Genomic DNA, 20404 nt, shown 5'->3' with positions numbered 1-20404 from the left:
TAGTCAAATGAAGAAAAGGAGTCCCTGCATAGGTGCAGAGAGGAGATGGAAAATCCACTTCTCATGGGACCTTGTCTTTGTTGATGCTAAGAAATCCCCACTTCAAGCGGAAGCGAGTAAGTGGGGGAGGTTCATAGTGAATTATTTTTGTACTTAAATCACTTAATCTCTAAAATCATTGCTAGATCGATTGCATAATTCGTGCGAGTTCTTTTTCTAAAGCAGCGGGCTCGTTTGCATAATTGTAAATCCCTAAAAACTTCTCTATAGCCTCTGGATGGGAACTGATTAGCTTGTTGACAGCATCCTGTTGTTCAGATATGCGTTCATTCTTCGAAATTTGGCATCCCATGTGAAACCGAACCATAAACTCATCTTCTATTGCCTTTTGATATTCTTCAGACATTTGATTTGATTGATCGGATTGTCCCTTATATTTTGATAGAATATTGGATAATATACGTGCTCCACATATAGCATCATGGATACCCTGCGCCATGCCAGGATCTTTAAAACAAACTGCATCTCCAACCAACGCCCATCCTTTTCCCATTCCTTTATACCAGTAATTATCATATCCGAGAATGCCTTTGACCGGTTCTACTAGTTCTGCATTTTTCAAGCGCGCCCCAATTGTTGTATTCGGAAAGTTATCTGTAAGGAAATTGCGTAGACAGCTTTCCGGATTTAATTTCAACCGTTCTATCAATTCCTTATTTTCTAATGGGAAAATGCCGACAATTACATATAAATCATCATTCGTCGGAAAGAGAATGGCTGTGTTATCTTTTATCTTGTATACTTCAAATTTAGGGACATTATCGTGGCGAAATCCAGAGAAATACCCGAAATAGATGCCGACTGTTGCCGGAATACTTATTTTGAGTTCACTTTTTACCAGCTTGCGAATAATAGAGGATCGGCCGTCTGCCCCGACTACCAGGCGAGCTAAAAATTCTTGTTTCTCGTTGTCGCCGTCTAAACCTTTCACGCCTATCACTGTTTCGTCATCACGGATGACATCCGTCACACGAAATCCTTCTAAAACAGTTACATTCATTTGGGATTTGGCTTGTTCAAGTAGAATATGATCGAGATAAGTTCTTCTAATACAATAACAACTTTCCTCTCCGTAAACCTCAGGGATGAGACCTTCTATCACGGTATCCTCAAATTGAAATTTAATATCCCGTACCGGCGGTGCTTTTGTTTCCAATAACTTGTCCAGGACACCGGTTTCTCGAAGAAGAGCGACAGTATTATTGAAAAAGGTATGGGTTGATAATGTGTCCCTTGGAAAATTCGCTCGGTCCACTAACAACACATGGAAACCTGCCTTAGCAAGATAAATTGCCAGGGTAGAGCCGGCACATCTAGCACCGGTAATGATGACATCATACGTCTTATTCATCGTATCACTCCATTTTCAAGTATAATTATTAACTTGCTTATCCATTAGCAGAGTTCTAAAGTTAATGCCCCTACGAGTTAAAGTAATGGGGAAAATTGATAAGAATGCACTACATACATAAAGTATGGAAGCTAAAACGAAATAAGTACAGAAAATTCTCACCTGCTATACAATTAAAAAGAATTTGTGGTAAAAATCGGAATGATAATTTAAGTATTAAATAAAGGTCCGTTTACTTGTCTCGTGAAGAGTTAATAGGGGTATCGCCAGCATTTCAGAAAAAACCCACGCTAAGCAAAAAATATAATAAGCTGTCCATATGGACAGCTTATTTTCATAATGATCGTTACAGGAAGTCAATCAGTCTAGCATACTTTACATGTTCGAGCTCATAAAGTTCGACCTAACTGCTATTTTAACGCTTTAAGAGGTATCGTGGAGTTAAACCCATGGGATCTTGTTCAGCTTGGAAAAATGCAAGTTTACTTGGAATACACGAAATGATGGCAGGCCACCCAGACTCAATGACTTTCTCTATGGCAATGGATAGTGGTATATATTTGCAATCTAAATCACTATCCATTGCTATTACGTAACACGAATCTATTGCACCATATTTATGCAATAGAGAAACGATTTTGTCGGGATCCGAATTAGGTTTTGTTATTTCAATCATGTATTTCGTAGATAGTATAGAGTTAAAATTATGACATAGGCGATGAAAGACATTTTGTCTTTTCTTTGGAGAGAAGAGCTCGTGTAGTATTCTTTCTCGTACCCTTTTTTCAAAAAATGTTTTGACAAGCATCTCTTCTTGTTCTTTATCTACTTCCATTTCTATCCCACCTTATTTTTTAAGAGTCATTTTATATGTAAACAACTCTTTACCATTTTGGTGTATTTCAATAACTATTTCTTTTTGTAGATGCTTAAGGATCTTAAAGGATACACTTTCATCTAACAATATATCTGATGTGCTAAGATCCTCTTGGCTTTGTAATTTAATGTATTTCCTTTTAATTTCAAGTATCTCCATTTTTCTTATAATCGCATGAGATCTGAAATCCTCTCCATGAAATTCCAAAATAACATTTCCGCCTTGATATTTTTCAAGAAGTTCAATGACTCCAAGCTTTCCTTTTTTCACTACATATTCGCCTCTCTCATTATAACTTTTAGCTTGTTAATTCACCTTGACCTTCTGTATATCTTATGCAAGCATTGTTAACATAACGTCTCATTCTCGAAAGTCAATAAATCTTTAAAAATATCTCTTATTCATCTCTACTAGAAATTTTTTTGTGATGGGAAACCCAGAACTTTCTCCGATAACTGAATCAATTCCACAATGAGGACATTCTGCTGTATCTTCTTCCTTTTCCCACCAATCTGTTATTTCTTTAGGACTAAATATTTTTAAGCAGTGAAAACAACCACATATAATATCTTTTTCTAAGAGATTTCTATTATGAGAACAAAAACGATGTGCTTCCTCAAAATACTTTTCCATTGGTATCCCTCTTTTCGTGATTTTCTTCGATACTTTACTTAGATTTTCCTTTGTATATCTTATACATGTGAGGTTAACATAACGTCTCATTATAGGGATTCAATGTATTTAAAAGACTATTAAAAGTCCTCCAGATTGATTAACTGGAGGACTTTCGTGTTCACATAATTATCGTTATTGGAAGTGCATTTAAGACCAATATTAACTTAATTAGATTCTAATATCTCAAGTTTTTTAGCTAATACCCAACCAGTTAGACCTAAAGATGCACAAATGTTGTAATAAAGATAATTCCCTTTTATTAATGTTTCCTCTAATTCCTTAATATCTTTATAATATATAGGCCAACAATAAGGTCTTTGTTCCTCTAATAATTTCTTATTTTCTTTAAAAAAGTTTAGAATTGGATCTTCGTCTATATTAAAAATAATGTTATGCTTTAGATGAGTTTCAAAAAAATGTGCTAGGACACCTGAAAAAACTATATATACATTCCTTCCTGATTCTGTAAGTGTATGCATACGAATTTCTTCTTTATCGAGATTAACTTGGTACGAAATAATTCTATTATCGTGAACACTTATCATAACTTCACTCCCTAAACTATAGGTACTTAATTTTTGTTTTTTTAATACTTTTTCTTCATTATAACATTTAGATGAAATGATTTACTTGGATTTTTAGATGTATAGGATATTCATGTGGGGTTAACATAACGTCTCATTATGAGGAGTCAATCTATCTAGAAACCTAGAAAAGCCCCTTCAGATCTTCTTAAGGGGCTTTTCGTTCATATAATCAGTGTTATTGGTAGTTAGGTCTATTTAGTTGAATGGGAATATTTTGATCCAGTAGAAGAACGCAAAACCTCCAGCTACAAATAAAGCAGCTAAAATGAATGTTATTAGAGGTATTTTATTTTTCATACTTTTTCCTCCAATGATTTAATCTTAAGCTAATTTAGTTAATATAACATGAGTTATTGGTAGTTATTACAAACCCCTCCTGTTTGGAGGGAGGGTCAATCTTTGTTTTGTTTTTCTAACAGTTGAATAACCCTATCTAACTTTTTCTCAACTGGATCTTGCTTTTTGCGATTGCTGGTATGCCAAATTATACGTATAATCCCGCCAAACAGTGCACCGATGATTATTGCAATAATGATGTAAGAAATAGTGGTTCCTAAAGGCATTATTCAGAACCCCCTTTTTCCTTATTGTACCATTTAGGAGAAGTAATATGTTGTGTAATTTTGGTTGTATATAGAATTCATGTGGGGTTAACATAACTTCCTATTATGGGGTTCAGCCGAGGTACGTGTAAAACTAGGTCATAGAAATACATTTTTTACCAAAAGTTGTTTTTCAGAGATATTTGTAACATAAACGTTCGTTTTTGTTACGTTTTGCATTTGAAAATATGAAATATCCTAATCGTTGAATCAGTTGTAACAAAATACTGTATCAAAAATAATCCGTAACATTATTAATAAAACACCTTTTTGTTACACTGAAATCTGATAATGGAAATAAAATACAGACTATGACCCAAAATTACATGTATCTCGGCTGAACCCCTAGTTATATGAAGTTATCAAAGTTATTCCATTAAACCAACTATATCAAGAAAAATTATAGTAGTTATCATTGCGATAACTACTATAAGAAATTTAAATCTGAATTTAATCTTAATATCTAGCTTATCTGGAATAAAATATATTACCAAACCCATACTAATACGTCCTATTAATAAATATAATTGATATAAAAATTCGTTATTTATTTTTGTCTTAATATACACTTTACTGTAATCAAACAATAGGAAATATATTGAAATTATAATTAAGTAGAGAATAAATAATTTCACATAGTTTCTCAGTTTAGTTTTTCTCAAAATCCCCCATACTCCTTTTAGATGTTCAATCAACTTATAAAATTTCTTTTATTAAATACCAATCTGATCTGAAGTTCACATAATCACCGTTAGTGGAAGTCATTTTAAAATTCTATGTGTCAATTTTTTCTTTGATCTTGCGGATAAACCACCATATCAAAGCTACAAGTAGCATGAGGAGCGGTATTCCCTGAGTAAAAAAAATTCCTATCCAAAAATCAAGTTCAGTACTATATGGAGAAACTGTTGCCATCATACTTATAAATAAATCCATTGGAATTGCGAGTATATTTATCCCTAAACAGATCATTACGAAGGATAGATTTCTAGCCCTAATTTTGGGTGAATCAGCCTTGATAATTACGAATATTCCAGTACCGATTATAAGAAACGGTATTCCATAAAATTCGATATAACTCATAATATCCCTCCGTTATCCTAATTGTATCATTAGCAAGGACAACTTTGTGCAAATTTGGATGAATAGGATATTCATGTAAGGTTAACATAACGCAACATTATCGGTAGCAAGGAAAAAGGAGGAACCCTACTCTTACAAGGAAACCTCCTTTTTTAGTTCTATCAATCTATGCAATTTTTTATACATTCCCATTATAGTGCGGTTTTAGGTTTCTTGTTTGTTACTGGATTAGCCGAAAAACTGTATAAAATCTTGCATGCTCTTAGCGTGGGGGTTTTCCGAAATGCTGGCGATACACCAGTATGAATTACATAGTAAGTGTAGAGATTGCTTGTTTGTAGATTAGTTGTTGTTTACCATGAATCATCATTAGGACGGTAAATTTATCTGTTGCAAGGATCTGCCCACGCACTGGAACGCCATTCTTTAAAAATACAGTAACTTCCCCTTTTTTCTCTTTCAATTGTTCATACATATCTTCTTGTAAATTAAACATGAAATGCGCCCCCTGTGGTTTGTTTGGATTTACCTTTCTTCTAATACCTGTTGCTTTTCACTGTTGAATTTTTGTGATTCCCATTCACTTTCTATTTTTCTAAACCATCTTCCTATTTTGCTTAGATAATATTTTTTTACTTCACCATAAGGAATCCAAATTTCACGTTCTTGTATTTGATTCATAACTTCATGAAGAATCTCATCATGTTCATACTTTTTAGGTTTTCTATGATGTGTTTTTATAAACTGTGTATATTCTCTACGTAACGAATTAGAAATATGTTCTTTTTGTTTTTGCTTGAGATGTGACCATTTTTTATTTGTTTGAAGGATTTTCCCATTTACTTTTATGTGGTTTTTCATCGACACTCATCTCCTTTTACTAGCAAAACGAATATATAACTATCGTAACACATTTAAATTGAAATACTGCTCCAGGTACATATTTCGCAAGAAATCTATTTATAACACACCATACAGTATCCATTAAGCGAATTAATTAAGCACAAAATTAAATGTAGACTATTGATTATGTATTTTGTTTCTTTTTAAACAATGCGGTACGTGAAATTTTGTGTTTCCTTATTAAAAAAGCCCCCATAGATCTTAAACCTATGAGAGCTACCTAAGGGGCTTTCGACTCCATTCTATTGTAACAGGCTTTCACCATACATGCCCATCAACTTAACATTTTGATGTATCCCCCAAATGAAAAAATTGCACTGTTAAAGGTAAATATAGAATTAGAATATAGGTTATCAAGAATTAATAATTAGTAAAGTAGAAGATTTTAATAAAAATTGGTAAAATAATAACCAAGTATTCAAATTAGAAATAGGACTGTGTTAAAAAAGGAGATTTTATACTATGGAGCAAATTATTTCAAACAATAAGAACGGATCTACAGAGATATATTATAAATTATTCTCTATGTTATCTTTGTTAACTTTTCATAAAATCACATCCATTGAAAAGAAAAAGAAAAGCCTTAAGCTTTCCCTTGAAAACGAATTAAAAAATTTAACAAAAAATAATCCTTATAAATTATAATACGGTTCCCAAAGATTAAACTCTATCAGAGAATTTATAGGATTTTATTAAACCTATATGAGGTCACCATATCAAAAAAAGAAAATTGTACGTTTAGACACATTTTAAACACAAAATAACCGATTCCCTGTACGTTAAGGAACCGGTTATTTATTTTACTGTCTTTTGGTGGAGTTTTTGTTACTTGCCTTTTGGTTCTCCAAACCATTCATACATTGCCTGTCGGCTTATAATCCATTCCTTACGCTTCCCTTCAGGATGCAAAAAGTACTTCACTAAACCTTCTTGTAACATGCGCTCTAAGTCATTTATTTGCTTTTCGTTCATTAGAGAGGGGCTATATTTATTCTTAATTGTCTCACGTGGAATCCCCCAATAAAAAGCTGCTTCAGATGGTGTCATGTATTTATCAATTTCTTTCATGGGAATTCTCCTTTGTTTGTGCTTTTCCTTTTATGTTACAATAAATAAAGAAGGAAATGGACTAGATTTCCTTCTTCTTCAGTCACTCATTAACTAAGCCCTTTGTTTGCTGCTAAGCAAATGAAGGGTTTTTATTTTGCTTGTTTATATTTACTATCTATGACAGCCAAACGGATCAACTTTAGCTTAATATCCTTACTAAGAGAAAGCCATTCAGATGTACCAATTTTCATATCCTTTTCCTCCTCATTCTCTTTTTATACTTTAAGAAAATTAACCCCTTAAAACATTTGTATTTTACACTAGTTTAACAACTAGGGAATCCTCATCATATTCATGAATGTGTAAATCATAGCGCATTTCTGTTGCATCCAGTACTTTACAAAACCTCTGATAGTAAGGCGGATTACTTACTTCCATGCCAATTTCTCCATTCTTGAACAGATACTCTAAATCACCAATGATTTCTTTTACTGTATTCTCCAATATTCTCACTCCTTACCTTTATAAAACAATCAACCTTACAAGGTTATTTGTTTATTTTTCAGATGTTTTATAAAAAATTCTTTATAACATCCCCTAACTCACTTTAAACTGCTTATTTCCGCTTGCAACGCATACTTTATTATTTAGGTCTTATGCATTATCTTTTAAATAAACATTGGTTATATCGAAATCTGAGAAGCCATTTTTTTTGATGAGAGTATGATTTTTTTAAGTTAATTCCTAAAAATAACAAAAGAGCCGGATTTTCATCACAGCTCATGTATTAATTGGTTCTGTATGTGTACATGTTGGATATTAAGAACAACTAAAAAACTTATTTCCTGTTTTATTTGAATTCCAAAAGTCAGCTACTCTACCTATTGATATAGAAAGAAAATGAGTTGTAAACTCACTTTCTTTCTTTTTTGTTTGAAATCGATAACTTTTACCCCACTTGGACTAACATTATAAGTTATTGTTACAACATGATTAGGTGGATTGTGAGCGTTCGTATACGTTCTATATTTAGCTACTACAATAAAAGTGAAGGTATATTTTTGAGAACGCTCAATATTTATAATTTTTGCATCCGTTAAACTATACTGGTGTTCTGGTCCAAGTTTACTTCGGATAGTCTCACTTGCGTAAGGAGCTAATAAAGTATTATAAGAATCATAAAAATCTTTATTAGATATATTTTCTGCCTTTCCTTCTATTGGAGATGTAAATAAAATCATCATTATACCCCCACAAAATGTCATTAACAGTTTCCGTTTAAACATATAATTGACTCCAAACTTACTGCATAATATGGATTAGAGTGCGTAAATAATAGCGGATTATTCATTTGCAGTATTTTTAACGGAGCCTAAATAAAAAGAAAAAGAGCTGGATTTTCATCACAGTGTATAGTGATAATAAAGTTATTGAATTTTGATTAAAAAAGATAAGAGCCTTACTACATTCTATATGCAGCAAGGCTCTTTAAAGTTGTTTCAAATTATATCCATCTGCTTATGTAATGCTTAAAAAATGAATAATAAAGTTGTTTACTTCTTATTGAACTAACGCCACCGTTAGTTTAAGTGTAAATCTTCACAATTATTTCATGTTATATAGATGAACAGAAAGATAAATTAGAATTTAGTTTATAATTATAAAAATAAGCTATTTATACCCTAATAATTCTTCAAAAAGGAGAGTGTATGAAAAAGACTATTGTTTTTGTATTAACGATATTTATATTATTCTCAGGATTCGCAACACAAAGTTATGCGTTGTCAGATTCGAAATCTGTGGCAATACAAGCATTGCTAGATGATGCCTGTCGTACATCAGGTGTGCCTGGAATGTCAATCTCAATACTTGCTGATGGTGAAGTGTTCTACTTTTCTTCTGGGTATGCAGATCGTGAAAAGGGATTGTCTGCAAGTGAAAATACACTCTATGAGTTGGCCTCGGTGAGTAAAGCTTTTACTGGTATGGGGATTTTGCTATTGGAAGAGCAAGGGCTGCTATCAATGACTGACCCTATCCAAAAATATTTACCTTGGTTTACGTTAAAGTATCAAGGTAAACCTGTTGATATGCAAAACCTTACACTAAATAACTTTCTTCACCATACCAGCGGCCTAACAAATATTAGACATCTTCAAAATATTCCACAAGGTAATACGCCTGATATGTTGCAAAAGACTGTGGAAACGCTGGTAGATGCAGAATTGGCGTTCTCTCCCGGTGAACAATATAACTATGGAACCGTTAATTATGACGTATTGGGTTTGGTTATTGAGATTGTATCACGACAAAGCTATGAAGACTTTATGAAGGAACAGGTATTTCTACCCTTAGGTCTTCACCAGACGTATGTTTATAAAGAAGATGCTCAAGCCACTGGACAGTTAGCACAGGGCTACCGTTCTTCCTTTTTTATAACAACTCCATTTAACGCTCCGGATTATGCTGGGAATAAACCTGCCGGCTATATCATTTCTAATACAAAAGATATGGCGCGTTGGATGGGCATACAGATGGGTATCGTGCAGGACATACCCGAAATATTTCACAGGGCTATCGAAAAATCACATAGGGGTGATATGTCTGTTTCGGCTGTCAATGATATGTATTATGCGGCAGGTTGGTCGGTAAACGCCGAACAAACGTTTATAGAACACACTGGGGGTAATCCAAATTTTAGTACCGAAGTAGCCATACTGCCAAATGAAAGAACAGCCATCTGCTTACTGAGCAACGGCGCAAATACCAATATAAACCTGGTACTACAAGTTAAAAATATATTAAACGGCAATCTAACTCAGTCATATGAGATAAGTGGCACACAGCTTTTGGACATCATTTTGTCGTCTACCACAATTATTCTTTGCCTATTAGCCGTTCTGTTATTTTTCTTAGGATTAAGAAAAAGGAAAACGAATGAGCAGCAGCCAATGACAAAAAAGAGAACAATCGTAACAATTATTTTCCTAATCGCTACGATTGCCCAGTGTATAATGGTTTTTGCCTTCGATTGGTCAACGATACTTATTTGGCAAACATATAGTGTTCTTACAGCTTTAATTTCGTCAACATTATTAACAGCAAGCATTACTTGGTTTGTATATACTCACCGATTAGATGCCTCGGTCCGAAAATAAGTATAATGTTAAGTAAATAAATCCTGATTTATCGATATTCTTAATTTAAAAAACAGAAGACACCTCGGTGTCTTCTTTAATGTCATCGACACTTCTCCTAGTTAAACGCACTTGCTATTTCTTCCACTAACCTGCCTTGTTAGTAGAAGAAGGATTTTTAAACAACTTTATTATCTCTGTACACACAGCTCATGTATTGATTGGTTCTGTATGTGTACAAGTAGGATATTGAGAACAACCAAAAAACTTATTTCCTGTTTTATTTGAATTACGAACGACTAAATCATGTTTACATGTTGGACATTTCCGTTCTGCAGGTTTTACCCCTTGATACACATTTTCAGCCGAATATTCAGGATTAATTTTATTAATCAATTTTTGAAGTTCTACACGATCTATTAGTTTTACATTACAAGCTTCCGCCAATTCTTTCGCCTGTCTTGTATACACACTGTTCGTTACAACCCAGCCCTCATTTGCTTTGTAATAGGCTTGTGCTGCATATATCTCTTGCAGGGGTATGTTTAACATTGGTACATCTTGTATCTTTATGACCTATTTTTACTCGTATCTCGGCTAAACCCCACGATAACCTTATGAAGATGGTCAGAGAGATTCAAGATGCTAAAGCTTAGGAGGAAATAGCTGCAGCCAAATTGAAAAAGAAGTCTTGGTGGATGTTTTGGAAATGAGTTTCATTTTTAAGCTAGTACAAGTAAAAGAGACCTTATAGGGTCTCTTTTACTTGTAGGGTATATTACTGTTTTCGTTCAAATGGATTGTCTTATACATCTAAGTTGTTTCTACTTAAATATCTGCAATCTTACTTATCGCTGTATCTTGAAAAAATTTGCAACAAAACCAATAAACCGTTATAAAAAGTATTTAAAGTAATAACAAATAGGTATAAAAATTCCCACTATAGAAAATACAATACTTCCTAAATTAAATGCAGAAAGTTTCGCACGATGAACTTGAATTTCACCTAAATCTACGCCTCCACTAAAATGCTTATCCATAACTTTAGCGACGTTTTGTTGTTGATTAACAAAATAAGGTATTAACCATATACAGCAGAACAAAATAATACTACCAAAAAAGAGTGTGTCAATAATTGAAGCTCTCCAATTAAATGAAGTAATGACTATGAGAACAAATTCTCCCACCATAACAAGTATCATAGTTATTATATATTTGGTTTTTTTAGAAACTTTTTTAAATACAGTATTGTCCAGAGTTTTTTCTATTTTAGTCCATATCACACTGATTAACACGATTAGGCTAATTAAGAAAATGCTCAATAAAGCTTTAATTAAAAAATGCTCAAACATCACCAGCACATCCCGGGTTATCAGGTACATGAGCATAATTAATTTTTCCTAACTCTGTTAATTTAATATCTAAACTTTTTTTCTGTTCCATTTATTTATCTTCCTTTCCTTGTCTAAATATTTTTATTTAGCACTTTATATTACTTAAGGGTTAGAATTTTCCGAATTATAACTCCATGATATTGTTATGAAAATTATTATTATGATATTTCGATGTAATTGCTGCTAATGCTTTATCTTCAAGGGGAAATATAAGGTTTTCGTTACCATAACACCAATAATAACCTAACAAATTTAATATTTACCAGAAAACACTAAAATGTTCCCCTCAGCAATTTACAGTATAATACATTTTTAGAAAAGGTGGAATATTTAAATATTTTTTATTAATAATAATATAAATTATTAGAATGCTTATAATTATTGTATGGATTAAAAATGGTTCTGGTGCAATCTCTTATAAAAAGTGGATACAATAATTTTTTCTTATTCCCCCCTTTTCGGGGGATGGGAAAAAACATCCAATACCAGACTTAGCCATTCGCTTTAATATTCTTCGCTCCTGGATCTTCCGGTACATGAATTTACAAATACGAAAAAGAACGTAAAGGATAAAACCATACATCAAAATTTGTAATATGTTTGGCATTTCTGGTAGATTAGACACTTCGCTCCACCTCTTTAATTGGTTTCATTTTCTTTGGTTGGGCTGTTTCTTTTGCCTGTTGCTCATTCACTCGTTTCTTCCGGACATCGTTCCAATCCTTTTCATTTGTTGGAATATCCTCTTTAAGGTCTACAAAGCATTTCATTGTCTGAATGAAGTCTTTCCCAGCTTTATCATTATCAACTGCCATAATGACCTCTTTAATATCGTGCCCTTCTTTTTTCGCATCCATTAAAGATTGAATTACTGTTTTTGACTTCAATCCATGCATAGAAACCAGGCGAGCGTTTTGTATCTTATTTTGTTTGATACTCCAATGAGATAACATGTCGATAGGATCTTCATAAAAATAAATCTTATCCGGTTTACCTACATCAACCGTAAAACCGGCATTGATTTTTTCATAATTCGGGACAATTTGCTTAAAGCTTCCTCTTTTATTCTCCATTTTGACTGTACCTTGACGGTTCATACCAATAACCTGTCCTTTTCCTCCTTCTTCCCTCCATTTAAAAACCACATTATTTTTCTTATCTTGGGCGATGAGATCCTTTTTAATCAGCCAATTCACCAAGCGAGGATCTATTCTCCGTTCATGAATTAAGTATCGCTTGATTTCTGTTTGTTTCGGCACCTCTAAGTGTTTTGGATAGCTAAACGGCTGCTGCTCTTTTTTGCGCTCCTCTTCAGCTTTTGAACGATCAAACTCTTTGTAGTCCCCCTTCTGAATGTCCATCACGGCTTGTGGGAATGTCATGTCATAGTACATCATCGCAAAGCTAATCGCTCCATATCCTTTTTCCCCTCGACTATTCCAGGCGTATTGATTGCCTTTAATGATGAGACTATCATGCTCCGTATGACGATAATAGTTACCTTCTTTCTTAAACGTTTCTCCTTTTGCTTCCAGATATGAAATCAAGTCAACTTTTCTTGCTTTCATCGCATCCTCCGCACTGACATATGCCATTACGGAATCCCCCCTTTACTCTATAAAATGAAATAAAAAAGAGGACTATGCTGTTTCCTAGTCCTCTTTTACTACTTATATTTGATACTCTTCATTTTTATTTGCCGAATAAGAATTTTAATCGCTTCTCCTGTACACTGTATGATAAACGAGCGTCAAATTTTTTCCCGTTTTTGTTCGAGATAAACCCTTTAATCTGATCCGTTACATTCTTTTCTAATAACTTTTTCACATGGTTACTACTTAAATTTTTACCAGAGAATGTACCAAAAATAATGAAGTCACAGCCTTTTTTGTATTTCTCACATAAGTAGTTACTTTTTCCTACAAGAACTCTACTCTTACATAATGGACATTTACCAATGGTACGATCTTCAGTCGTTGGAAAACGGAATTTCAAACTTCCGTCCGCTTCCATATAGATTGCTGCTGTAAATTCTCCCTTTTCTCCTTGAAAGCCGTTGATAAAATCCGTTGTTTTATACTGAATTAACTTTTTCACCTGATTACCAGGGATTGCTTTCCCTTTCATCTTGGCTGGTAACATAAAATCACATCCGTTTTTATGCTCCGTGCATCCATAAAACGTTTTACGATGAAGCATATCACCCTTTTTACATTTTGGACATTTACCAAATGACAGCTCTTCTTGTGTTGGGAACTGAAATTTAACTTTCCCTTCATGTAATACGAGATAAGCGGAAAACTCCTTCTCATTGGACTTAAATCCTTTTAAAAGACCTGTTTTCTTATCCTCAAACAGCTTTTTCGCTTGCGCTTCCGGAATCGCTTTTTCTTTAATTTTTTTCGGTAAGGAGATTTCACATTCCGGATAATTACTGCAACCATAGAAATTACCTTTATGAAGGATTTTTCCTTTTCTACAAGGGCATTTGCACACCTCAATCTGCTGATTCCAGGTATTAATAATGCTATCCGACACCTTATCATCCATTTCGCCTAATTGTTCCACCGTGTTTTTTACAAACGTATTTGTTTTCTCCACAAATTCCTCATATTTCATTTCATTCTTTTCGATCATGTAGATCATCCCTTCCATTTCAGCCGTATAAGCTGGATTTTTGATTTCATCTACCGGAAAAGCATCTATAAACGCACGACCAATATTAGTGGTTCGAATCTGACTGTTGGTAACATCAATATAGCTTCGCTCTAACAGTTTCGGAATAAACGTTTCTTCCGTTGCGACTGTCCCAATCCGTTTTCCCTTCATAAGTTCTTTCAAATGTTCATCATCCAATTTACGTCCTGCCGTCTCCATAAAGGTTAAAATGGAACTTTCCGTATGAAAGGCTGGTTTCTTTGTTCGAGACTCAATCAAGTCATACTGAACGATTCTGAAAGAATCTCCTTCTCGTAAAATAGGTATCTGAAATACTTCAACTGATCCCTCTTCTATATCCACTTGAAACACACTTAAAAACCCTTTCTCTTGTAGGATCTTTTCTTTTGTACTGTATGTGTTGCCCTCTTGATCTATAAAATGTACTTCTCTTACCAGGTAGATTGCTGGTTTCATAAAATTCCCGATAAATCGTTTTACAATTAAGTCATATAACTGTTTTTCTAATGGATTTCGGTTGGTCCCGACATATAATTTTGTTGTTGGAATGATGGCAAAGTGACTACTGACTAATTCATCATTAAAAGTAGTATGTTTTTTCGTAATAGAAGATGGAATTACTTGTTGTACGAGATTCATATAGGCGCTTTTTTCTAACGCTGCCATTACTTCTTTCACTCGTTCCACTTGCTCAGTGGGTAAATGCCTGGATGAAGAACGAGGGTAAGTAATAAAGCCTTCTTCATACAAACTCTGAATATGTTTTTTTGCTTTTTCCGCATTTATCTTCAGTTTGGCGTGAGCATCTTTGTAGATATCCGTTAAGTTATATAATAATTTGGGTTTCTTTTTTCTCGTACTTTCTTTAAATTCCGTTACGATTACATTCGTTTCTTTCAAGCTATCTCCAAGCTTTTGTAGTGGCGATGGATCTATCAGTTGATCTTCTGTTTTCATTACTGGTGATAAACCGTTCTCCGTTAGTAGCTTTAAATTGTAATAGGTTTGTTCTTTATAGTTTTGGATAGCGATTTCTCTCTGACGGATTTCATTCAAGATACACATTTGAACACGACCAGAAGCCAATAAGAATTGGTTTCTTGCTAGTTTGGATGTACAGCCCCTTGTAACATTAATTCCTAGAATATAATCCAGGTATTGCCTCGCTTTAGCGGATTGTGCAAGCCCATCATAGTCTGTTCCTGGTTCTAATCGGTTTAACGCTCCTTCTAATTCTGCGGCCTCATAGGAAGAGATAAAAAGACGAGATTCTCGCTTGTTCACACCTGCATGTTCAACTATCTCACGATAGATAAGCTCACCTTCTCTATCTGCATCACAGGAGTTGACCACATGATCTACATCGGGACGATTTAAAAGCTTAACTAATATTTGAATTTGTTCAAGACTATCCGATTTCGCTTTATATTCCGGCTCTAAAATGATTGGCAAGTGATCAAATTTAAATTCTTTGTACCTCTCGTCCATCTCCTCCGGATGTTTTAGTTCTAATAAATGCCCCCGGCACCAACTAATAATGTAATTCTCATTTTCATAGTAGCCATAATAAGGCTTGCTTCCTGGATGCTTTTGCGAGTTTCTAAATCTAGGTGATTTTAGTAATTCAACAGCTACCTTCGGCTTTTCTGCAATAAATAATGTTTTTCCCATACATAATACCTCCTATTAATCTGCAATTTCAGTTTTACGCTTCCATTTCTTATTTCTTCGCTTTTTCATAATTCCGTGACCAAATAATAACAACGTGTTCAAAAAAACTGCTACAAGGAACATACAGCCCGCAAACAGCCATACATTCATGACGTTCACTCCTTTCGTTCTACATGATCAGTTACAATAAAGATGTTTAATTCTGCCCTTATAATCACACAAAACACCGTCCAGTTAACCTAGACGGTGTTTTTAATAGTTGTTTAATATCTCTGTATTGTGAATTACATTGCTTAAATTGAATAACAATAAAGTCGTTTAAAATCTGAGTCTTCTTCAACAATTGCGCCTGATTCTTGAATAACTCAAGATTAGCTATAAATTCATTCATTTAAAAATCTATAGGACTTTGATATTTAATAATCTTGTTTTAGAGACCATACCAGCACTTTCTAACGTTTGTTTCGAGGGAGTGTTATAATACCAACAACCGCAAATCGGATTTAGATTATTGTCATAACACCATTCCTTTAAATGATGAATTATCGTTCTGCCTATTCCTTTTTTTCTGTATTGTTCATTTGTAAACATGCCCATATTTCCATATCTATCAAGTAACTTACTTGTTTCGATAATTCCTATTCCAAGCAGAATACTTCCTTTGGTGTAGGTGAATATTTCCCTATTTTCAATACGTTCCTCCACTTTATCAAGGAAGTCCTGACATACCTCAGTTATTTTTGTAGCATCGCTAGGCACCGCAGCTCTGAATTCCCCATCTTTAAATAATTTTCCCTTTGGAATTTCCACTTTGTTATCTTGGAAAAAGTAAGCTTGTTTTTCGATCTTATAATCATGATCTAATACCAAACTTAAAAAAAGTTCGTCACATGTTGGAACCAGTATTGACCGAATTGAATGATCCTTAAGAACATTGTCAAAAATCTCTTGGGATTTTTTGTAGTATGATAAATCTAAATAAAATTGAGTTAGGGACTGGTTACTAAGTATGGCATAATAACCTGCAACTTCGGAGTTGTAACTGATTGTATAAAATACGGAATTGAGAATGTGCTCCTCTAAAACGGAATCAATAGGAGAACTTAATGTACTAACATATCTTTGGATTAAATCCCCAATATCACTTTGTTTACATTCTTTAAAATAAAAACTCATGTTTGGACACCTCGTATTTTTGTTAATCTCATTAGTACTCATGCAATATATCTTATTACTCATAAAATAAAGAGAATCTATCCAATAAATCATATAAAAGTACTAGTGTGAAATTCTATTTTAGTTTCGTGAAATCCTTCTCTAACCTCCAAGTTAGTTGTACAATCTTGCTTTACAATCTGGCCCTTTTTTTCAATAGTATGACTGGCGTTTTTTAAACGACTTTATTGTAAATTAAATAACTTTATTGTTACTTAACACTACAAACAAGAAAGAGGGCTTTTACTTTTACCCTCTTTCTTGTTTAGATATAAAAAAATCACTTTCTGTTTTCTCAATTGAGTAACAAAAAATGATTTAATCTGATTTTCCTGTTATAAAATTTTTCATCGTTCCATTTCCATTGTTTCTCTTTTTCTACTTGATTTCTTTGTAGCCTTCGACTGCTCTACATTACCAGGCTCTGGCTCCTTGTCTTTTTCTTTACTATTCGTTTGTTTTCCGTTCAATGGCTGAATTTTTTTATCTACATCCATTTCCTTTGAAGTTGTAGACTGATTCACCATTATTCCTTCTTTCCCAAGCTTCTCATCCACCTGGTTTTCTAATTTCACTACGTGTTCCTGGCTTACCAGCTCATTATCAATCGAAACGTACTTTGTTCTATAATACCGCTCTTCAGCTTTTACACGAGTGACAATACTATCAATATTATCTGGTGTTTCTTCATATTGTGAGCGTCTGTATGCTTCGTATTTCCGGCTTAAATCCTTATCTAAAGTAGCTGACTCTTTTTCTTTTGAAGGTTGAATTTGTTGATCTAAAGAAGCAATAGGTGCATATCCTTCCTTTTTCATTTCTTTATACAATTCCACTTCTTTTTCATTAAATGAGGAATCTTTTTGTTCTTCCGCTTTATCAACTAAGATTCCATATCGTTCATCTTTTACAATTTCATCTAGACTCAAATTTGCATCCTTTTCATAAACAACAAATGACAAATTTCCTCTTCCATCAAATATAGAGCTTTGAACCTTTTCATATAAATCTGGTTTCAAAATGTTATCTAGATACACATTTTCTCGTTTCCCGTTCTTTTCCATGAGGGAAACATATAAATCGTCCCGATCTGTTTTATCTTGATTCCATACAGACAAATAATTGATATCTTTCGTAACGGCATCCATCATGTGGATTCTTGCCTGCTCTTCATCTTGTATACTGTTTGCTAATACTTCAATTGTAACTAAGTGATTGGGTGTCTCTTTCGGTTTTTCTAATGGATTTTCTTGTGCTTTTTCCATCGGTATTTCTTTGTTATTTCTATAATTCATCACTTCATCTCGTAACGCTTGTTTTACTTCATCCGATAAATACCTTTTCTCGTTTAATATTTGTTCATACGGTGTCTTGTAGTCCCCATCCCCCATATCCAAACGATCCATACTCACAAGCTCCATTCTCCCAAAATCTCTATCTACTTCTTTTGGAATGGCAATATGATAACGAGTTTTATCATATGGTACGTATTCATCCCTTTCTCTTGCTTCCTCTTTTGCTTTTTCAATATTTTTAATGACTTCAGCCATTTTTTCATTGGCTTCTCCAAATGGAATCAACTGACTACCCTTAAAATTTTCGTTTTCGCTCCATTGAATTAACATAGTTGGACGAGTAATTTCATCCTGATTTAATGCTGCATACTTCTCTTGATTTGCCACGTTAAATGCATCAATAAATTCTTTATCACTCAATTTTTCTCCACCTTCTACAGGTTCAAACTCACGGTTCCTATCTGCTTGTTCCCTTAACTCTGTAACAGAAACAAGTTCTTGTGTCGTGTTACTTAAACTCATAAATTCGACCAATAAAATATTTTTTTCGTCCTGTTTTTCATTTTGATTCGCCATACTTTCCACCTCTTTTTCATTTATTTGTTCTTTTTCCTTTTCTAATGTGTTTTCAATTGTCTCAATAAATTCAATCGAAGTTTCATGTACTTCTTTCAACAACTTGGTTTTATCTTTCATTTCTTTTCCTTGTGTCCAGCTCGCTAAATATCCTAATGAATATTCGCTTGTATCAATTCCAAAATAAGAAGAAACGGCGTAAGCTGTCATTTCTGCTTGAAACTCTTTTTCTGGTGCTGTGTAATTCATATGTGTCTCTGCTGTATGAAGTTTGGCATGTGCCAATTCATGAAGAAGTGTTTTAACATTTTGTAATTCACTGTTTCTAGGATTCAAAGCAACCTCTTTTGTTAAGGTGTAACTAACTCCCTTTGCGACCCCAAGTTCTTGCTTCGGCTCAATAATTTTTACACCGTTTTTTTCCGCAATGGCTTCCATTCCTTTATACAAACTCTGGTAATCCGTAACGCTCCCTTCTAGCCAACGATTCGGAAAAATACGAGGTATATCTTCCGCTTTTGCGTTTGTTTGAGACAGGTCAAACACATGACCGACAGCAAAATATAAGCGACCAGGCATCACTTCTACGCTTTTAGATTCAATTTGTTTCTTCTCTTCCTCATTTGCCTTAGTTACTGTTTTCCAAGTGCCTTCTTTGTCCTTAAATTTTGCAACAGTTCGGTTTGGAACAAGAATTTTAATTCCTTTCTCACCCTTCTTAACCGGAAATCCTTTTTCTTTCCAAAAAGAAAAGGAACCAACTGCACTGGCTCCCTGGAATTGACTTTGTATTAATGAAATATTAGATGGTGAATAGTGATAAAACTTTGCCATAAAGGTTAAGTACTCTTTTAAATCTTCCGGTGTACGAAAATAACCTTCTACACTTTTTTCCATCTTTTTTATTAAAGCTTGCACCGCTTCTTTCTTTTCTTCTGGTGATTTCGTTTGATACTTTTTCTTATAACTTTTACTCATGATCTTCTCCTACTCTTTCACTCGCTTTTTGTAATTCCTCCATTTCTTCTTCATTCCATCTCTCAGCTGTATCAAAGAAAAGCTCATGAGTTTTTACATTAACCGGAACTAACATATTTTCTTGATTCATAACATGAACTGCAAGTTCTTCCTCTTGTTCTCGTGTAATTTTGATTGTTAGTTCTTCCTCTTTTACAAGTAAAACAAGTTCACCTTCTCCAACCTCTTTAATGACACCTAATGTGATATCTTCACGAAATAATAACATCCT

The 20404-nt window shown here is 33.8% G+C and carries 22 protein-coding genes and 3 pseudogenes; 3 read left to right on the top strand and 22 right to left on the bottom strand.

Features of this window, described 5'->3' with window-relative positions; translation table 11 throughout:
- Positions 1-181: 181 nt before the first annotated feature.
- From F0362_RS29755 to F0362_RS29710, 10 genes are all read right to left on the bottom strand, one after another.
- Entirely contained in the window at positions 182-1411 is a 1230-nt protein-coding gene (locus F0362_RS29755; RefSeq protein ID WP_149890204.1) for an NAD(P)/FAD-dependent oxidoreductase, read from the bottom strand.
- A 415-nt stretch (positions 1412-1826) separates the two neighbouring features.
- The gene (locus F0362_RS29750) at positions 1827-2246 is read right to left on the bottom strand and encodes a hypothetical protein (RefSeq protein WP_000451460.1); all 420 of its coding nucleotides are present in this window, start codon (positions 2244-2246) and stop codon (positions 1827-1829) included.
- Positions 2247-2258: 12 nt separating this feature from the next.
- The gene (locus tag F0362_RS29745; protein WP_098159888.1) at positions 2259-2558 is read right to left on the bottom strand and encodes a hypothetical protein; all 300 of its coding nucleotides are present in this window, start codon (positions 2556-2558) and stop codon (positions 2259-2261) included.
- Between the two features lie 114 nt (positions 2559-2672).
- Positions 2673-2921: a hypothetical protein gene (locus F0362_RS29740; protein ID WP_000417112.1), complete on the bottom strand. Its 249-nt coding sequence runs from the start codon at positions 2919-2921 to the stop codon at positions 2673-2675.
- Positions 2922-3127: 206 nt separating this feature from the next.
- Positions 3128-3508: a hypothetical protein gene (locus tag F0362_RS29735; RefSeq protein WP_000626440.1), complete on the bottom strand. Its 381-nt coding sequence runs from the start codon at positions 3506-3508 to the stop codon at positions 3128-3130.
- A 434-nt stretch (positions 3509-3942) separates the two neighbouring features.
- The gene (locus tag F0362_RS29730) at positions 3943-4113 is read right to left on the bottom strand and encodes a DUF4083 family protein (protein ID WP_001128147.1); all 171 of its coding nucleotides are present in this window, start codon (positions 4111-4113) and stop codon (positions 3943-3945) included.
- Positions 4114-4520: 407 nt separating this feature from the next.
- Positions 4521-4814, bottom strand: a complete 294-nt coding sequence (locus tag F0362_RS31515; protein ID WP_149890203.1) for a hypothetical protein — start codon at positions 4812-4814, stop codon at positions 4521-4523.
- A gap of 112 nt (positions 4815-4926) precedes the next feature.
- Positions 4927-5235: a hypothetical protein gene (locus F0362_RS29720; protein WP_098141045.1), complete on the bottom strand. Its 309-nt coding sequence runs from the start codon at positions 5233-5235 to the stop codon at positions 4927-4929.
- 307 nt (positions 5236-5542) lie between these two features.
- Positions 5543-5731: an RNA chaperone Hfq gene (gene hfq, locus F0362_RS29715; protein WP_098141047.1), complete on the bottom strand. Its 189-nt coding sequence runs from the start codon at positions 5729-5731 to the stop codon at positions 5543-5545.
- Positions 5732-5760: 29 nt separating this feature from the next.
- Positions 5761-6096, bottom strand: coding sequence for a transposase (locus F0362_RS29710; protein WP_098141048.1), 336 nt, complete (start codon positions 6094-6096; stop codon positions 5761-5763).
- Positions 6097-6600: 504 nt separating this feature from the next.
- Between F0362_RS29710 and F0362_RS29705 the strand changes: the two genes are divergently transcribed.
- Positions 6601-6783: a hypothetical protein gene (locus F0362_RS29705; protein WP_000435034.1), complete on the top strand. Its 183-nt coding sequence runs from the start codon at positions 6601-6603 to the stop codon at positions 6781-6783.
- A 180-nt stretch (positions 6784-6963) separates the two neighbouring features.
- On the opposite strand, the gene F0362_RS29700 is transcribed toward F0362_RS29705, so the two are convergent.
- From F0362_RS29700 to F0362_RS29690, 3 genes are all read right to left on the bottom strand, one after another.
- A complete protein-coding gene (locus F0362_RS29700; protein ID WP_097838323.1) occupies positions 6964-7206 on the bottom strand; it encodes a helix-turn-helix domain-containing protein in 243 nt (80 codons plus the stop codon).
- Positions 7207-7503: 297 nt separating this feature from the next.
- Entirely contained in the window at positions 7504-7692 is a 189-nt protein-coding gene (locus F0362_RS29695; RefSeq protein ID WP_149890202.1) for a hypothetical protein, read from the bottom strand.
- A gap of 377 nt (positions 7693-8069) precedes the next feature.
- Complete coding sequence (locus F0362_RS29690) at positions 8070-8474, bottom strand: DUF3888 domain-containing protein (protein ID WP_149890201.1); 405 nt, start codon at positions 8472-8474, stop codon at positions 8070-8072.
- Between the two features lie 423 nt (positions 8475-8897).
- Between F0362_RS29690 and F0362_RS29685 the strand changes: the two genes are divergently transcribed.
- The gene (locus F0362_RS29685) at positions 8898-10346 is read left to right on the top strand and encodes a serine hydrolase domain-containing protein (protein ID WP_149890200.1); all 1449 of its coding nucleotides are present in this window, start codon (positions 8898-8900) and stop codon (positions 10344-10346) included.
- 189 nt (positions 10347-10535) lie between these two features.
- Here F0362_RS29685 and F0362_RS29680 read toward each other — a convergent pair.
- A pseudogene (locus F0362_RS29680) lies at positions 10536-10859 on the bottom strand (topoisomerase DNA-binding C4 zinc finger domain-containing protein); the annotation flags it as partial.
- A 74-nt stretch (positions 10860-10933) separates the two neighbouring features.
- Here F0362_RS29680 and F0362_RS29675 point away from each other — a divergent pair.
- Positions 10934-11038, top strand: a pseudogene (locus F0362_RS29675) (DUF3967 domain-containing protein); the annotation flags it as partial.
- A gap of 180 nt (positions 11039-11218) precedes the next feature.
- Here the strand turns inward: F0362_RS29675 and F0362_RS29670 are convergent.
- The 8 genes and pseudogenes from F0362_RS29670 to F0362_RS29640 form a co-directional block, all read right to left on the bottom strand.
- Positions 11219-11677, bottom strand: a complete 459-nt coding sequence (locus tag F0362_RS29670) for a hypothetical protein (RefSeq protein ID WP_149890199.1) — start codon at positions 11675-11677, stop codon at positions 11219-11221.
- A gap of 523 nt (positions 11678-12200) precedes the next feature.
- A pseudogene (locus F0362_RS29665) lies at positions 12201-12344 on the bottom strand (restriction endonuclease); the annotation flags it as partial.
- The gene (locus F0362_RS29660) at positions 12337-13314 is read right to left on the bottom strand and encodes a DUF3991 and TOPRIM domain-containing protein (protein WP_149890198.1); all 978 of its coding nucleotides are present in this window, start codon (positions 13312-13314) and stop codon (positions 12337-12339) included. The gene F0362_RS29660 and the pseudogene F0362_RS29665, both read right to left, overlap by 8 nt.
- Before the next feature lie 97 nt (positions 13315-13411).
- A complete protein-coding gene (locus F0362_RS29655; RefSeq protein ID WP_149890197.1) occupies positions 13412-16069 on the bottom strand; it encodes a type IA DNA topoisomerase in 2658 nt (885 codons plus the stop codon).
- A 15-nt stretch (positions 16070-16084) separates the two neighbouring features.
- Complete coding sequence (locus tag F0362_RS31315) at positions 16085-16219, bottom strand: hypothetical protein (protein ID WP_255259387.1); 135 nt, start codon at positions 16217-16219, stop codon at positions 16085-16087.
- 249 nt (positions 16220-16468) lie between these two features.
- A complete protein-coding gene (locus F0362_RS29650; protein WP_149890196.1) occupies positions 16469-17245 on the bottom strand; it encodes a GNAT family N-acetyltransferase in 777 nt (258 codons plus the stop codon).
- A 386-nt stretch (positions 17246-17631) separates the two neighbouring features.
- A complete protein-coding gene (locus F0362_RS29645) occupies positions 17632-20133 on the bottom strand; it encodes an LPD25 domain-containing protein (RefSeq protein ID WP_149890195.1) in 2502 nt (833 codons plus the stop codon).
- Entirely contained in the window at positions 20126-20401 is a 276-nt protein-coding gene (locus tag F0362_RS29640) for a hypothetical protein (protein WP_149890194.1), read from the bottom strand. Before F0362_RS29640 ends, F0362_RS29645 begins: the two co-directional genes overlap by 8 nt.
- Between the last annotated feature and the right edge of the window lie 3 nt (positions 20402-20404).

It is taken from the genome of Bacillus sp. BS98 (genome assembly GCF_008432245.1).
Classification (GTDB): Bacteria; Bacillota; Bacilli; order Bacillales; family Bacillaceae_G; genus Bacillus_A; species Bacillus_A toyonensis.
Note: the sequence above shows the minus strand (reverse complement) of the source record. Positions and strands in the feature narration are given on the sequence as shown.

Bases quoted from the DNA above. Each gene is read 5' to 3' on its own strand.
- F0362_RS29650 (WP_149890196.1), bottom strand. From the start codon at position 17,245: ATGAGTTTTTATTTTAAAGAATGTAAACAAAGTGATATTGGGGATTTA.
- F0362_RS29690 (WP_149890201.1), bottom strand. From the start codon at position 8,474: ATGTTTAAACGGAAACTGTTAATGACATTTTGTGGGGGTATAATGATG.
- F0362_RS29660 (WP_149890198.1), bottom strand. From the start codon at position 13,314: ATGGCATATGTCAGTGCGGAGGATGCGATGAAAGCAAGAAAAGTTGAC.
- F0362_RS29655 (WP_149890197.1), bottom strand. From the start codon at position 16,069: ATGGGAAAAACATTATTTATTGCAGAAAAGCCGAAGGTAGCTGTTGAA.
- F0362_RS31315 (WP_255259387.1), bottom strand. From the start codon at position 16,219: ATGAATGTATGGCTGTTTGCGGGCTGTATGTTCCTTGTAGCAGTTTTT.
- F0362_RS29700 (WP_097838323.1), bottom strand. From the start codon at position 7,206: ATGAAAGAAATTGATAAATACATGACACCATCTGAAGCAGCTTTTTAT.
- F0362_RS29750 (WP_000451460.1), bottom strand. From the start codon at position 2,246: ATGGAAGTAGATAAAGAACAAGAAGAGATGCTTGTCAAAACATTTTTT.
- F0362_RS29685 (WP_149890200.1), top strand. From the start codon at position 8,898: ATGAAAAAGACTATTGTTTTTGTATTAACGATATTTATATTATTCTCA.
- F0362_RS29705 (WP_000435034.1), top strand. From the start codon at position 6,601: ATGGAGCAAATTATTTCAAACAATAAGAACGGATCTACAGAGATATAT.
- F0362_RS29645 (WP_149890195.1), bottom strand. From the start codon at position 20,133: ATGAGTAAAAGTTATAAGAAAAAGTATCAAACGAAATCACCAGAAGAA.
- F0362_RS29735 (WP_000626440.1), bottom strand. From the start codon at position 3,508: ATGATAAGTGTTCACGATAATAGAATTATTTCGTACCAAGTTAATCTC.
- F0362_RS29710 (WP_098141048.1), bottom strand. From the start codon at position 6,096: ATGAAAAACCACATAAAAGTAAATGGGAAAATCCTTCAAACAAATAAA.
- F0362_RS29740 (WP_000417112.1), bottom strand. From the start codon at position 2,921: ATGGAAAAGTATTTTGAGGAAGCACATCGTTTTTGTTCTCATAATAGA.
- F0362_RS29720 (WP_098141045.1), bottom strand. From the start codon at position 5,235: ATGAGTTATATCGAATTTTATGGAATACCGTTTCTTATAATCGGTACT.
- F0362_RS29755 (WP_149890204.1), bottom strand. From the start codon at position 1,411: ATGAATAAGACGTATGATGTCATCATTACCGGTGCTAGATGTGCCGGC.
- hfq (WP_098141047.1), bottom strand. From the start codon at position 5,731: ATGTTTAATTTACAAGAAGATATGTATGAACAATTGAAAGAGAAAAAA.
- F0362_RS29730 (WP_001128147.1), bottom strand. From the start codon at position 4,113: ATGCCTTTAGGAACCACTATTTCTTACATCATTATTGCAATAATCATC.
- F0362_RS29640 (WP_149890194.1), bottom strand. From the start codon at position 20,401: ATGTTATTATTTCGTGAAGATATCACATTAGGTGTCATTAAAGAGGTT.
- F0362_RS29670 (WP_149890199.1), bottom strand. From the start codon at position 11,677: ATGTTTGAGCATTTTTTAATTAAAGCTTTATTGAGCATTTTCTTAATT.